This is a genomic window from Chromobacterium piscinae (assembly GCF_021129175.1).
GTDB classification, from domain to species: Bacteria; Pseudomonadota; Gammaproteobacteria; order Burkholderiales; family Chromobacteriaceae; genus Chromobacterium; species Chromobacterium piscinae.
In genome coordinates this window covers 95,762-109,058 of record NZ_JAJOHV010000012.1, presented here as the reverse complement: position 1 = coordinate 109,058, position 13,297 = coordinate 95,762, and the positions used below count along the sequence as shown (strand labels likewise).

At 57.8% G+C, this 13,297-nt stretch carries 16 protein-coding genes; 1 reads left to right on the top strand and 15 read right to left on the bottom strand.

What is annotated here, in order from left to right; translation table 11 throughout:
* Nucleotides 1–2: 2 nt before the first annotated feature.
* The 8 genes from LQR33_RS03020 to LQR33_RS02985 all read right to left on the bottom strand — a co-directional run bounded on the left by LQR33_RS03020 (nt 3) and on the right by LQR33_RS02985 (nt 7,056).
* Nucleotides 3–305, bottom strand: coding sequence for a hypothetical protein (locus LQR33_RS03020; RefSeq protein WP_231467506.1), 303 nt, complete (start codon nt 303–305; stop codon nt 3–5).
* 47 nt (nt 306–352) lie between these two features.
* Nucleotides 353–1,672, bottom strand: coding sequence for a phage major capsid protein (locus LQR33_RS03015; RefSeq protein ID WP_231467504.1), 1,320 nt, complete (start codon nt 1,670–1,672; stop codon nt 353–355).
* Nucleotides 1,673–1,747: 75 nt separating this feature from the next.
* Complete coding sequence (locus LQR33_RS03010) at nt 1,748–2,701, bottom strand: S49 family peptidase (RefSeq protein ID WP_231467502.1); 954 nt, start codon at nt 2,699–2,701, stop codon at nt 1,748–1,750.
* Nucleotides 2,698–3,957 (bottom strand): phage portal protein, encoded by a 1,260-nt coding sequence (locus tag LQR33_RS03005; protein WP_231467500.1) that lies wholly within the window; start codon nt 3,955–3,957, stop codon nt 2,698–2,700. Before LQR33_RS03005 ends, LQR33_RS03010 begins: the two co-directional genes overlap by 4 nt.
* The gene (locus LQR33_RS03000) at nt 3,957–4,124 is read right to left on the bottom strand and encodes a hypothetical protein (RefSeq protein WP_231467498.1); all 168 of its coding nucleotides are present in this window, start codon (nt 4,122–4,124) and stop codon (nt 3,957–3,959) included. Before LQR33_RS03000 ends, LQR33_RS03005 begins: the two co-directional genes overlap by 1 nt.
* On the bottom strand, nt 4,121–5,821 hold the full coding sequence (locus tag LQR33_RS02995) for a terminase large subunit (RefSeq protein ID WP_231467496.1): 1,701 nt from the start codon (nt 5,819–5,821) through the stop codon (nt 4,121–4,123). The genes LQR33_RS03000 and LQR33_RS02995 overlap by 4 nt, the downstream gene beginning before the upstream one ends.
* 4 nt (nt 5,822–5,825) lie before the next feature.
* Nucleotides 5,826–6,260, bottom strand: a complete 435-nt coding sequence (locus tag LQR33_RS02990) for a phage terminase small subunit P27 family (RefSeq protein WP_231467494.1) — start codon at nt 6,258–6,260, stop codon at nt 5,826–5,828.
* 646 nt (nt 6,261–6,906) lie between these two features.
* Nucleotides 6,907–7,056: a hypothetical protein gene (locus LQR33_RS02985; RefSeq protein WP_231467493.1), complete on the bottom strand. Its 150-nt coding sequence runs from the start codon at nt 7,054–7,056 to the stop codon at nt 6,907–6,909.
* A 310-nt stretch (nt 7,057–7,366) separates the two neighbouring features.
* Here LQR33_RS02985 and LQR33_RS02980 point away from each other — a divergent pair, with 310 nt between their 5' ends.
* Complete coding sequence (locus LQR33_RS02980; protein ID WP_231467491.1) at nt 7,367–8,062, top strand: hypothetical protein; 696 nt, start codon at nt 7,367–7,369, stop codon at nt 8,060–8,062.
* 362 nt (nt 8,063–8,424) lie between these two features.
* Here LQR33_RS02980 and LQR33_RS02975 read toward each other — a convergent pair whose 3' ends face one another.
* The 7 genes from LQR33_RS02975 to LQR33_RS02945 all read right to left on the bottom strand — a co-directional run bounded on the left by LQR33_RS02975 (nt 8,425) and on the right by LQR33_RS02945 (nt 13,239).
* Nucleotides 8,425–9,069, bottom strand: a complete 645-nt coding sequence (locus LQR33_RS02975; protein ID WP_231467489.1) for a methyl-accepting chemotaxis protein — start codon at nt 9,067–9,069, stop codon at nt 8,425–8,427.
* A 5-nt stretch (nt 9,070–9,074) separates the two neighbouring features.
* Nucleotides 9,075–9,506 carry a hypothetical protein gene (locus tag LQR33_RS02970; RefSeq protein WP_231467487.1) on the bottom strand — a complete coding sequence of 144 codons (432 nt, stop codon included), beginning with the start codon at nt 9,504–9,506 and terminating at the stop codon, nt 9,075–9,077.
* Between the two features lie 197 nt (nt 9,507–9,703).
* On the bottom strand, nt 9,704–10,186 hold the full coding sequence (locus tag LQR33_RS02965) for a hypothetical protein (protein WP_231467485.1): 483 nt from the start codon (nt 10,184–10,186) through the stop codon (nt 9,704–9,706).
* A gap of 14 nt (nt 10,187–10,200) precedes the next feature.
* A complete protein-coding gene (locus LQR33_RS02960; RefSeq protein ID WP_231467483.1) occupies nt 10,201–10,581 on the bottom strand; it encodes a PDDEXK family nuclease in 381 nt (126 codons plus the stop codon).
* Nucleotides 10,578–10,955, bottom strand: coding sequence for a hypothetical protein (locus LQR33_RS02955; protein ID WP_231467481.1), 378 nt, complete (start codon nt 10,953–10,955; stop codon nt 10,578–10,580). The genes LQR33_RS02960 and LQR33_RS02955 overlap by 4 nt, the downstream gene beginning before the upstream one ends.
* Complete coding sequence (gene dnaB / locus LQR33_RS02950; protein WP_231467479.1) at nt 10,952–12,349, bottom strand: replicative DNA helicase; 1,398 nt, start codon at nt 12,347–12,349, stop codon at nt 10,952–10,954. Before dnaB ends, LQR33_RS02955 begins: the two co-directional genes overlap by 4 nt.
* On the bottom strand, nt 12,349–13,239 hold the full coding sequence (locus tag LQR33_RS02945; RefSeq protein ID WP_231467477.1) for a replication protein: 891 nt from the start codon (nt 13,237–13,239) through the stop codon (nt 12,349–12,351). Before LQR33_RS02945 ends, dnaB begins: the two co-directional genes overlap by 1 nt.
* Nucleotides 13,240–13,297: the final 58 nt, after the last annotated feature.

Sequence of the window (13,297 nt, the reverse complement as noted above, 5' to 3'; positions counted from 1 at the left end):
GATCAGGCCTTCTTGCGGGCGCGCGGCGCCGGGTTCGACTGATCGCTGCTGGCTGCGGCTGCATCAGTGATGGCGCTGTTTTCGTCACTGGCCGTCGTATCCTGAGTTGCGGATGCTTCGACCTCCTCTTGCTCACCGTTGATTTTTGCGATGGCGTCACAAACCGCCTCGAGGGTTTCTTCGGCAGGACCGATAACTCCCGCGATAGCGAGCCGTTCCAGCAACTCGCGGTCCTTCTCTTCGAAGCCGGCGACCTCGCCCGGGTTGTATTTGCCCCAGTGCTTGAGGAATTTCACGCTGTGCATAGTGTTCTCCATGGGAAGGGAAGGCCCGCGCTGCGGGCCTGATTGGGTTATTTGCCCCACTTGACGCCGGTGCCGATGGCGATGCTCTCGACGTGGCGCGGGCCGAAGTCGTGCTTCGCGATCACGCGCACCAAGGTCTGGTCGCGGGCGAAGGCGCTGACCATCTTGCCGTCCTGGCCGATGTAGGTGGCTTCCTTGGAAAAGTCGATGGTCAGACCCTTGTCCTCGCCGATGAAGCAGTCAGCGAAGTCGGTGAAGTAGATTTCCGACTCATCGCCACCGGCACCGAGATTGTTCGGGATCTGGGTGGTTTTACCGATGGGGTAACCCTTGAGCGTGCCCTGGGCCATTTCCGGATAGACCTTGTTGCCTTTCATGTCCTTCAGGCCCTCCAAGAAGCGGAAAGTCCTCGGCGACATACCCCAGCCCGGCTTTACCAGGTTGGCGTCCACACTTTCCAGCAGTAGGATCAGCGCGTTCAGGAAGTTCTCGACGGCCTGAAGGAAGGCGGCATCCACCGCAGCCGGAGCCGGCGCAGCGATGCAGTTGCCGGATAGCGCCCAGCTGCGCAGGCCCTTGGGGGTAGTGCCGCTACCATCACCGCGAAGGAATGCCAGGTCCTCACGCGCTGCGACAGCGGAGGTCAGATCATCGACCACCACCTGCTCGACATCCGGACTGATGCCGGCGTTGCTGAGCAGATCGTTGCTGATCGGCACCAGTGCGGCCATTTTCTTGGCCGACAGCTTCAGGTCGCCGAAGGTTTGTTCAGTTGGCGGGATATCGGTGTCAGTGCCGATGTAGCCCACCGAAGCGCCACCTTTCAGGCGCGGAATGGAAAGGTTGCCATTTTTCAATGGCAGCGATCTGGCACCCAGCCGGCGGACGATGGCCTTGGGGCGCAACAGCTCGATCAGCTCCGTGGCCATGTTGGTCGGGATCAACACGCCTCCGGCGGATGGCGAGCCGCTGTTTAGGGCGGCGGCAACATCAGCGCCAAAGCCATTTTTGTCGGCGTAGTCGGCGGCCGCGCGGTAGTTGCCCTGAGCTTCGATCAACGCAATAGCCATGCGGGCAACGCTGCCACCACGTACCGCATCACCCACAGGGGTCGCCGGAACACCAGCAGGCGGCGCACCTTGACCTCTCAGCGTATCGACTTGCACCGCAGCGGCGGCGACCATGCGCTCGGCGTCCTCCAAGCGCGCCAGCTGCGCGCCCAACTGGCCAAATTCGGCTTTCAGCGTATCCAACTGCTGCAGCTGCTCGGCGCTCAGCGCGGTGCCGCCGGACTCTAGCGTGGCGAGGGTTTGCACTTCCGCCGCGATTTCGGCACGGCGCTTCTTCAGTTCCAGGATCTTGGACATCAGTTTCTCCAGGCGTAAAAAATCCGCCATCAGGCGGGTGAGGGTGCCCTGTCGGGCGCTGACGCCGTGCGGCGGTCAGGTGTTGATGGACATCTGCATGGCGGCGGCCAGCGCGCTGGCGCGTCGAGCCGTGGGCGCGATGGTCTTCCGGCGCGCCGCCACCTCTGTGACGATGCGGTTCACGGCCTGCTGCTGGCTTTCCACCCGGTCGGCCAGGCCTGCAGCCACGGCTTGGGGGCCGTAGAACAAACCGGCCTCGGTGTCACGAACGGCTTGGACACCCAAGCCCCGGTATTCGGCCACGGTCTCGCAGAATTGCTCGTAGTACAGGTCCAGCAGCTTGTCCGCGTTAGCGCGCGCATCGTCGGACAACTGTGTGTCGCTGGCCATGTCGTTTTTGCGCGCGCCGCGGTACAACGTGGTGACGGTGATGCCGTCAGCCTCCAACTGCTTGCTGATGTCGACGTGCTTCATGATCACGCCGATGGAGCCGACGCCGGAGGTCTGCGACAGCACGATGTCGGAGCAGGCGCAAGCAAGGGCGTAGCCGGCGCTGTAGGCGCTGTAATGCACCAGGGCAGTGATCGGCTTCACTGCGCGCGCTGCACGGGTGTCAGCTGCCAGCTCGAAGCATCCCGTTACCGCACCGCCTGGCGTCGCCATGTCGTAGACGATGTGTTCGATCTGCGGGTCGGCCAGGCCAGCATTCAACTGAGCGCGGACGCTTTCGTAGCTGGTCTGGTTGGCGCACAGGCCGACATCGTTGGCGCGCGGCACCAGGATGCCGGACACCGGGATGACCAACACGCCCGTTTGCTGCGCCGCCTGCTGCCGGCGGTCGGCCGGGCTGGCGGCCTCGATCTCGGCGGTGCGGTCGCCCTTCCAGGCCATGTCGGGCAGGTTGACGTTGACCTGCTGCAGGTTCAGGCCCATACGCGTTCCAGCCCAGGCCACAGCTTCATGCAGCATGTCCGGCAGCACCATGTGCGGCTGATTGAACAGCTGATGCAGGTACAGGTGTTGTTTCATCGCGTCTCCAGAATCTGTTGGATCTCTGCCACGGCGCCGGGGGCCGGATTCGTCGGCTTGGCCGCGCCGGCCGGGATCATGTTGAGGGGCTGCAGGTAGACCTCTCCGCCCGGGATGGGCGGCAGGTTTTCCAGGCGCCGGATGTCGTTGACCGACAGCCAGCCCCATTGCCGCCCGACTGCATAGGCGGCGTAGCGGCTGGTGGTATCGCCACGCATCAGGCCGCCGACGTTGAACTCGATGTAGTAGTCGGCGCGCTCGCTGGGCAGCAGCAGGTCGCGCATCATGGCCTGCTCGTGGCGGCGCAGCCACGGCAACAGGCAGTAGATGACGAACTCAATCGCCTGGTGCTCGATATTGTTGTTGGTGGCACGTTCCAGCAGGCCCACCTTGTGCGGCGGTACCTTGTAGATCTGCGCCAACTCCAGCGCCGACATTTTGCGGCTGTCGATCAGCTGCGCGTCCTCGTTGGTCATCGACAACGGGCGGAAAGTCATGCCGTCCTGAATCACTGCCACCTTCATGGCATTGTCCGAACCGGAGTATTCCGATTTCCATGCCGCTTTGACCTCATTCACGCGCGCCTGGCTCAGTGCCTTCAGTTCCTGCTGACCGACCACGGCGGGCCGTTCCAACACGCCGGCCAGGTGGGTGCCGTTGGCGAACACTTTGGATGCGTGGTTTTGGGTAGCCAGCGCCAGGCCTATGGTGTCGCAGTGCAGCCGGACCGGGCTGACGCCGGTGTAGCCGTCCATCGTCCACCAGCGGACATGGTGGATCAGCCGCATCGGCACCGGCTCGGCGCCGCCGATCCGGTAGTACGGCAGGTTGTCGCTGCCGCGCAGCACCTGAACCTTGTTGAAGTCCAGCGGCAGCAGGGCAGTGGGCCGCCCCGCGCCGTCGCGTTCGATGAACGAAAACGTGGAGCCGCGCAGGCCTGCGCTGATTTGGCATTGTTCGCGATACTCGATTGGCGTTTGCCACTCGTTCGGCGTGTCGTGGATCAGCCGATAGACTGGATGATCGGTGGCGCGCTCGCGCGTATCGCCTTTGCGGCGGTACAGCTCGCATGGCAGCTGCGCCACGGACTCGGCGATCAACGAGACGCAGGCCTGCAGCGTGGTCAGCGCCAGCGCCCGCTCCGGCGACACCATCACGCCGGCCGCGCTCTGCGCGCTGGCGCCGAGGAGGCTGGAAATCCAACCCGGATCAGGGCTGCCGATCCGCTGATCGCCAAATTGGCGGGACATGAACATCAGGCAGCTCCTCTCGCGGCGGCGCGCGCCGTCAGGTAGGACCAGGCCAGGCCAAACACGCCGCCGACGATCCAACCGGCGGAAGGGTGGAGCAGGGCGGCGCCGGTGGTGACCGCGCCTGCGCCCAGCAGGCCGACCGCCATGGTCGCCAAATCGGTGGTGGTCATAGATATACCTCGTCTTCGTATGCGGACTTGTATCCGTCGTCTGGCGCTTCCGGAGCCATGGCCCGCGTCATGCCGATAATCAGCGCCACCGCACCGTCGATTTTGTTTTGCGGGGCTTGCTTGTCCGGGAACAGGTTGTCGTTCTTGTCGGCCCGAGCTGTGACGTTGGACATCATCCAGGCCAGAACCGGATCGCCGTTGTGGTGCAATCGGCCCGCTTTCAGCGCGGCCTCAATTTCTCGCATGGCAGGGGTCAGGTACATCGCTTTCATCGGCACGTCCACGACGGTCGCGCCGCCATGCACCAGCTGCTGCGCCACCCAGGCCGCGCCGAACTTGTCCTGGCAGAACTCGGTCACTTGGTGCTTGGACGGCATTTCCTCCAGGTCTTGGAGAATCATGGCGAAATCGTTCTCCGGCCCGTCGTGCTGCTCAATCCAGCCCGTGTCGCGCCAACGCACGCATGCTGCGCGATTCGGATTGTCGTCCGACTCCAGCGTCTCCTCTGGTAGGTAGTGCTTGGCGAAGATGTAGTAGTGGGTCTTCTCGAATATGCTTCGTTTGAAAATCTTCACCGTGGATGCGAAGTCCAGCTTGCTGGCCAGGTCGTAGGACACCACGCACTCTTCGCTGGCGAAGTCCTCCTCGCGCAGCGTGGCATCGGCCGCGGCGTTCCAGTGGGCCATATTGGCCCAGGCTGATTTGGCCGAGCACCAGATGTTGAGATGTTTGGTCTTGAATGCGGTTTGTTTGGACGGGGTCTGAGCCGCTTGGCGCTGTACCGCCAGAAGGTTATCTTCCAGCACCGAAACGCCGAAATTGGGATTCGCCTTGCGCAGCGTGGCCGGCGCATAGGGATCATCGTCTTCATCGGCGCCAAACATGATGCAGAAAAGCTGGTCGTTTTCCACCAGGCCTTGCAGCACCTTCTCGGCCTCAGTCCGTTTCTCGTAGCACGGCCCGGCCAGGTTGTAGCCGGCCGTGGTGATGATGAAGGCCAGCGGTTGTTCGCGCGCACCCATGCCGGTGATCATCGTGTCGTACAGCTCCGGCGAGTCGTGCTCGTGAAACTCGTCGATCACCGCGCATGAGGGCGAGGAGCCATCGCCTGGCTTGCCGATGATGGGCTCGAACCGGCTGCCATCCTCCGGAATCGCCATCGACTTCGCATAGACTTCAGCGCCAGTGGCATCGAGGAGATCTTGAGATCGCTCCAGCATCATTTTGGCCGGGCGGAACACCTCCCAGGCCTGTTTCTCGCTGGATGCGCCCGAATACACTTCTGCGCCGTATTCGCCGTCGGCGGTGAAGCAGTACAAGCCCACGCCAGCAGCCAGCACCGACTTGCCGTTTTTCCGCGGGATCTCGTTGTATGCCTCGCGAAAACGCCGCAGGCCGGTCTTCTTGTGAACCCAGCCGAATATATTGACGAAGATGAACGACTGCCACGGCCCCAGCTCGATGAGCTGCTGCTCGCGCGCCCACTTGCCTTTCGTATGCGGCAACTGCTCGACAAAGGCGCAAGCGCGCTCCGCTTCGCCTTCGTCGAGCTTGTATGGAAATGCCTTGGTTTTGCTGTGCTTTAGGTCATCAAGGAAGCGCTGGGCGGCAAGTCGCGTCCACTTGCCAGCCGGGAAGCGGCCTGCCACCACGTCGCGCGCCCATTTCTTGGCAGCGGTGACGTGCTGGTGAGCCATGGAGTCATGAGGCCTTCTTTGGTTTCAGCAGATTGGTAAATCGGTTCTGGGCTTGCTTGCCGCCTGGGATATGGATCCGGGACCGGCTGGACGGGTCCAGCCCCAACATCGCGCCGAAAGTCGAGAGCTGGCGGCTGGTCTCATTGATGATGGTGCAGGCCGGGTTTTTCTTGGGCCCGAACGGCGTTTCAACGACTACCCCCATCCGGCTGACAAGATCCTCGGCATCGCGCCACCGGCTATAGGCCTGGCAGAACATCTCCAGGTTGTGCAGATCGACGTCGGTCAGAACTTTCGTGCCGGAAAGTTGCGGGGCCAGTTCATGCCATTTATCTGTCGCGATGGGCGACAGCCACGCCGGCGGCGCCGGCACTTCGATCGCCTCGTATTCCGGCTCGTCCTGGTTCAGTTTTCGTTTGCCGGGATTGCCGCTGATCATTTTCAGCGTGGTCGGTTTGGGTTTTCGCCCCCCGCCTGGAGCCCGCGGTGCACCTCTTGTCATCGCTACCCCTAAATTTCTTATTACGCGGCGGAAAAAATAGAGGGGTACGCGCGGTCACAGTGGTCGTTTCCCATCAAAGGATTGACTACCCCTACCAATGCAGTCATGACTAGGACTGTCATGATAATCATTGGATGTTTTCGTCTTTCATCTGAACATCCTTGTTAGGCTTATCGTGCATTGCCGAATCCGCCGTCCTCCGCCGCCGTTTTGCGTGAGTGGCAGCGCCTGCACAGCGACTGCCAGTTGCTCGAGTCCCAGAACAGGCGCTTGGCATCTGCGATCCTTGCGGGATCGCCGCTCTCCATCTCCTCCCGGTATCGCGGCGGGGTGATGTGGTCGACATGATTGGCCGCAACCAGACGGCCGTCTTGGCGTTGGTGCTCGGCGCAGAATGGATGTTTGGCTAGATACGCCCGAGCCGCGCGCGACCAGGCGTTGGTATATCCGCGCTCAACGCGCGTTCCGCGACGCCGGTCTGCCTCGCGCTCCGCCACCTGGCGACGCTGCTCATGGAATGGGCAGTGCCTAGCTGGCTGCCTCACCAGCACACCGCAGCCCGGCGTTGCGCAGAGCTTAGCGGTCAGTCCAGCCATTGCCAGTCCCCAACCAACACCAGCAAGACCTCGACAGCTGAGTCTGCTTCGCAAAGGTCCAGTAACTGGCAGTCGCTGCAGACATGATCTTCGATCAGTAGCTGGCGTCCATTTGATTGCAGATTCTTGGCGCGCATCTTAGAGAGCTCCAGAAACGACGAAGCCCCACACAGTGGCGGGGCCTGAAGAGGGGACAGCCTGAACGCTAGGCGTAATTCGGGCTGCTGTAACGATCATAGTTTTGTTGCATCTAGCTGTCAAGCAAACTCTACGCCATTACTTTAAAAGTACGTTTTGGGGTATCAGTTTTGATGTTGGTACGTGTAATTACTGTATGGATGAAGATTTTTCATTTCTTTTGCTGTTTTTTTTCGATACGTACTATAGAAGAATTGTTAGTAGTCTTAAGTTGCTCATATTGGTTAAAGTTCCAAAAGGAGTAAATTTGTGAAACAAGCTATATTAATGCCAATCATGATTGTGCTGTCTGCTTGTGGTACTTCACAGAATAGTCGGGCTGTGTTTTATAGCTTGGAGCCATCTAAGTTTAGTACTCTTAGCTTGGAGGCCACAAAAAAGCATACGGAGTATGCCAATTTGCTGGCTGCATCGGGTGCAAATGTGAACACGCCAGCGTTAATGACAGCAGCAGAATTGGATAAAAGTGCCACTCAAAAATTGACTGATGAGGAGAATAAAGATATCAATGAAAAACTATCTAAAGTATTGATGGGCTGTAATAGTGTAATTTCGGGCATGCAGCAGAAGGTGGAGGATCAAGAAAGATACTCATTCTGGCTTTCTATGTCAGGTCTTTTTGCCGGGGCTGTTATCGCCCCGGCTGCAACGGCAGCGAATGCTACGGCACATCGCGCATTGATTTCTGCAACTAGTGGGTGGGCCGGCGCTACTAACTTAGCTGCACAGACTTTACGCACTGCTGGCCTTGCCGGCGATGCAGTAGCTGCAACACGGAACAATATTGTAGTAGCCATGAATACAAGTCTTGCCACTGCGACGAATAGTAGTAATAGTTATTTGGTACGTTTTGCAGCTCTTGAGCAAGTTCAGGCTGCTTGTATTGCGTACTCAGTGACTGTCCCAGGTGCGGCGCCAATGATAGCAGCCTCATCAGCAAAGTAGAGTATTTTCAGCGTCGTTTCAATTTGTTTTTTTATTTTTATATGTTAATGGGCAGCTATTTTTAGCTAGATGGGAACAGTTATGGAAATTGTTTCTATATTCTTTATGTTGCAAAGAGTTGCTGTGTCTGTTTTCAAGGCTTGCAAAATTCTTCATGAGTGTTGTCCTTAAGTTCAAGGTGCAGTTGAGAATGGTTGATTTTGACTTTTTTCCTTTGTAGGTATTCGCTAAAAGGGGTGAGAGCTCGATGTCGATTGAAGTTTTGGTTTTGCTCGCTTGATACGAATCTCAATGAAATCTTGCTGAAAAAGTATTAACTTTACACATCTATAGGAGATGCTTCAGTATTTTTGAAACCAACTTCATTTTTTTGCTAGGCCCTGGTTTTTGTATTCCGAAAGTTGTTCAGTTTTTTCATTTATTTTCTGAACTTGGTCTTGCAGTCTTTCAATTGACTCACGTTGCGAGCGTAATGTTTTATTTATTTCTGTAAACAACGGCGAGTATCCTCTCTTATCATCGAACTTCGACTTTTCAACTTCCTCTACTGTTGGGATGGTTGCATCTAATTGATGCAGATTTTGAATAATTTCTCGAATATTCTGTACTGATGCCGTTGAGGATTTATCAAGATCGTGTATTGATTGCGCAATTTTCTGAAAATTATCACCCGATTCACCTGCCCTTGCGCACTCTATGGCAGCATTTAATGCCAGTAGGTGTATTTGATCTGCGATGTCCTGGAATATATCAATACTGCTCATCATTTCAGTGTTTACAACTGTGTTATCTTTTGCCGGTGGTTCATTTTTATAGTTATCATCGGTAAGTAGCGTTTTGGAATTTGTTTTAAACAGATTTAAGATATTGCACTTCAGAAGTGTCGAGGAAAAGGTTTTTATTTTCGACAAAATTCTACTCAGCGGCCGATACAACGGGCCAGCTATAAGAGAGAGAACTCCAAGTGAAATCATTAATCCATTTGCAACATATAAGTAAGTTTGCATTTTGCTTACTCCAAATCGTCTATTGATTTGAAAACTCCCACGATGATCAGGCCTACAGATAATGTACAGATTGATAAGCCAATAGAAAATTCTTTATTAATGGTTGAAGTTACGTGTATGCCAAGAATGTTATTTGAGGTAATTGAAATTACTGCAAATTCTGACGCAGAAATTATGCATGCGAAAAGTGCAGCCCATGAAAGAACACTTATTTGAGGGCTCCTCTTTTTTGCTTTCATAAAGCCGCCCATTGCCTCGGTAACAATGGCGGTTGTTAGAAGCATTAGTTCTCCACGTCCTAGTAAATTAAAGAAGTCAACTCTAATATTAGTTAGCATGGCTGTTATGAAGATAATGAAAAAGCCAAATAAAGATGGCAGTACACTATATCCTATCCAGTGAAAAAGCCGTGGCCAACTGTATTTTAACTTAGGCATTTAATTTCCTTGCGCACAATTACTATCTAATGCGTTAGTAAAGCTAAATGTGTTTTGTATGTGGGAGTGAGTGAGAGGCAAGAACTTTATATTTACACTTTGCAGTATGTTTTCTTCGAATTTAGTGTTGCGCGTGACTTTAAATTGTCGATCATGGTTGATAATTGTCTGAATGATACGGTATTTGGTAGATTAACTTATGCCGCTACCTCGTAATTCAGGCCGCTGATGATTTCCCCCAGCGACCTCTCAAGTTCAGCATAGGCTTGGTGCATCATCAATTCCAGCTGGCGGATTATGGTTTTACCGTAACGATAGGCGGTGGTGTAGTGGACGTTATGCCGGTCACCCAGATCGCGGCAGCCGGGGCCGTCACCTGTAGCCCACTTGCGGATGATGTCCAGGTCGGTCTTGTAGCCGTATTTGCAGGGCGTGTGTGTGGTCAGGTAGACCATTTCCGTGTCGCGCTGGACGTGCAAAGCCCACAACACGGCGCGCTGTTCGAACGGTAGCCGGTTGATCTTGGCCATGATCATGGCGGCCTGGGCTTTCTTTTCATGCATCGTCAGTGCTTCGAACTCCGGCGGCTCGTACAGGCCGAAGTGTTGTGTCTTCAATATCACGGTGGTTTCCAGCTGGAAGCACAGTCCCACTAGGTTCTGAATTGTCGATGCTTGCATTGCCTTCCCCTTACTCAAAACTCTTCAACATCCCAGCCGCCGCCGGCCCTCTTGGTCCGTGCCATCACCGCAATGAAGCGGAACGGGTACTGGTCCGCGGCGATCTTGATCTTGGCACGCGCATCGTCCATCCAGCGGCCCTTCACCTCGTGCATCTCCATCTGGCCGTTCGCCAACATCACGGCGAAGTCGGGCGTGTAGAAGGTGTTGTCGGCCAGCCGCAGCTTGATGCCCTCGAAGCGATACCACACCAGTTCGCCGGCGAACTTCCGGTGTTCCAGATGCTGGGCGTAGGCGGCCTCGGTCTGGTTCATGGTGCCAGCCGGGAGTCGGCCCAGTGCCAGCAGGCTGCTTTTGGCACCTGTTGATTTGAAATGCCTCGCGCCGATGCTCATCCCAATTCCTTCAAGCGCTGCTTGTCGATTCGCACCAGGCCGGCCAGTGCCAGCCGCTCCAGGGTATGCACGATGGCGCGGTCCATCTCTCGGCGCCGGAACTCCAGATTGAATCGGTTCCCGTTGTCCAGGGCGTTGTGGCAGTCCAGGCAAAGCGCGGCAGTCAGGGCGTCGGGGTTCTTCAACGACATGCCCTTGCCCTCGTTGCGGTGCGCCACCTGGACCGCGACGTTGCTGCCGCAGCGCATGCAGTTGCGGATGGTGCCCACGGCCGCCAGCCAGTGCGGATCCGTGCGGTAGTCGTCGCGCCGGCCGGTGCCGGGCTGATCGCCGGGGCGCGGCACGATCTTGGTAGGTCGTTGTGTCGAGCTCAATCCTCGAATCCTCCTCTGTGTGGTTGGTTGCTGAGGCTAGGGCGGGGCATCCAGTCATTCTGCAGATTGGTCATACGGGCGAACTGGCCCTGCCAGCCCAGGCGGACTGTTTTCGCCTCACCCTGGCGGAGCTTTCCAACGATGATTTCTGCCGTGCCTGCGTCGGTGCTGTCGGGGTTGTAGTACTCATCGCGGTAGGTGAACAGCACCACGTCGGCATCCTGTTCGATGGATCCAGAGTCGCGGAGGTCGGACATCATCGGCCGCTTGTTGGCGCGGGACTCAACCGCTCGGGACAATTGGCTCAGCGCCGCCACAGGGCATTCCAGCTCTTTTCCAAGGCTCTTTAGTGCGCCGGTGATGAAGCCGATTTCGTGGTTTCGGTTATCACTGGTGCCATGGCCTGGGCCGCGCATTAATTGCAGGTAGTCAACGACAATCAGGGCAGGGCGGCCGTGTAGGCGTGTCAGATATCTGGACTGGCTGCGGATCTGATCCGGGCTGAGTCCGGCGCGAAAATCGACGTACATCCGCATGTCTTGCACCTGGCTGGCGTAATAGGTCAGCTTTTGCCAGTCAGCGTCTTCCAGGCGGCCTGTACGAATCCGCTTCAGATCAACCCCACCCAGGCTTGCCATTTGCCTGTCGCTTAATTGGGTCGGGCTCATTTCCAGGCTGAAAACGAACACTGGGCCAGTGGAACGTGCCACGTGCTCTGCCACATTCATTGCGAAAGCGGTTTTCCCCATGCCCGGGCGCCCAGCGATGATCACCAAATCCCCTGGCTGTAGACCGCAGAGCGTCTCATCCAGATCAGTGAAGCCGGTGGCAAGCCCGTCCAGTTGCCCATCTTCCATAGACCAGCGCCTGTCTACATTATCGAAACCGCGCTTTGCCAGTGCTACGGCATCTAATGTCTGGTCAGCAGCGCCTTGGTCGGCGGTCAGCATCTCCAGCGCGCCAGCGGCCCGATCCACCAGCTCTGCCGACTTCGCGCCGCGCGGCGTTTGCAGCTCCCCGATCAGTTCGCCGGTGATGTGGATCGCCTGTCGGGCGATGGCTTTGTCCTGCAGGATGGCGGCGTACCGGCGGATGTTGGCGGCGCTGGGCGTGTTCTGCACCATGGTGCTCAGGGCCGCAATGCCGCCGGCGGCCTCCAGCTTGTCCTGGGCTTCGAGGGCTTCGGATACCGTCACCACGTCGACAGGTGCGCCGGCGTTGAGCATGCCGAACATGACCTGGGCAATGGCGCGGCGTGCTGGGTCGAAAAAATGCTCCGGCGTCAGGGTCTCGCTCACCTTGTCCCATGCCAGGTTGTCCAGCAGCAGGCCGCCCAGCACTGACTGTTCCGCGCCAGGGTGATGCAGCTGGAAAATCTCGCTCTCGGCGTGCATCAGTTCGCCCCCTTCTTTTTGGCGGCTTGGGCGGCGTTGCGCGCCTGCAGGCCGGCGGTGCTCAGTTCGCAGGTGCCGTCGTCCTTCATCCACCACAACTTGTACCAGTTGCGACGGACCGCATCTCGGAAATGGGCGCGCCAGTCCACGTACCGCTTGCTCGCCAGCTTGTCGGTGTAGGTGGTGCGGAACTCGATCCAGGCCAGCCGCAGGAACTCGCTGTCAATGCCGGCTTGGGCGGCGTACTCGAACACCGAATCGTCTTCAGGGATCAGTGCGGCGCCGGCGGCTTTCGTTTCATCGCGCCATTGGGCGAAAGTTCGCTTGGTCCCCTTGGCGCGCGGCTGCCGTTTCGGCTTGGGCGGCGTAGCGTCTGCAGCAGGACAATTGGCGGCGGCCGGCTCGCCATGGGGGGATATAGGGGGGATAGAATTACTTGGGTATTGGGATTGTTTATTGTGCGTAGCGTTTTGCGACGGGTCATCGTAGCGTTTTGCTACGTTCGTAGCGGTAGGCGTAGCGTTTTGCTCCGCGTCGCCAGAGTGCCAACTCGCCGGAGGATTGAGCGACACCAGCTGTCCATGGCGACCCTTGCGCGCGCTTATGATGCCCAGGTCCAGCAGCTGCTGCAGGGCCTTGCTGGCGTCAGGGCGGTGCAGGCCGGCAACCTCGGCTAGCTGGGTGATGGTGCAGTCATCCTCGGCCTTGCCGTAGCCGATGGTCTTGCGCACCACCGCCAGGGCCAGCTTTAGCTGCCGCCCGGTGAGATCGGCTGCCAGCAGGGCGTCCATCAACTCGTTGGGAATGGCCAGAAAACCCTCCTTGCGCGGCGGCTCTTCCGCAGCCGGGCGCCGGTCGGCCAGGTGGATCACCTTCTCGGCCGCGCTCATGACGGGCTCCTGCTCAACGGCGTGCCGGGGTTGCAACGACGCCACGCCTCAGCCGGCG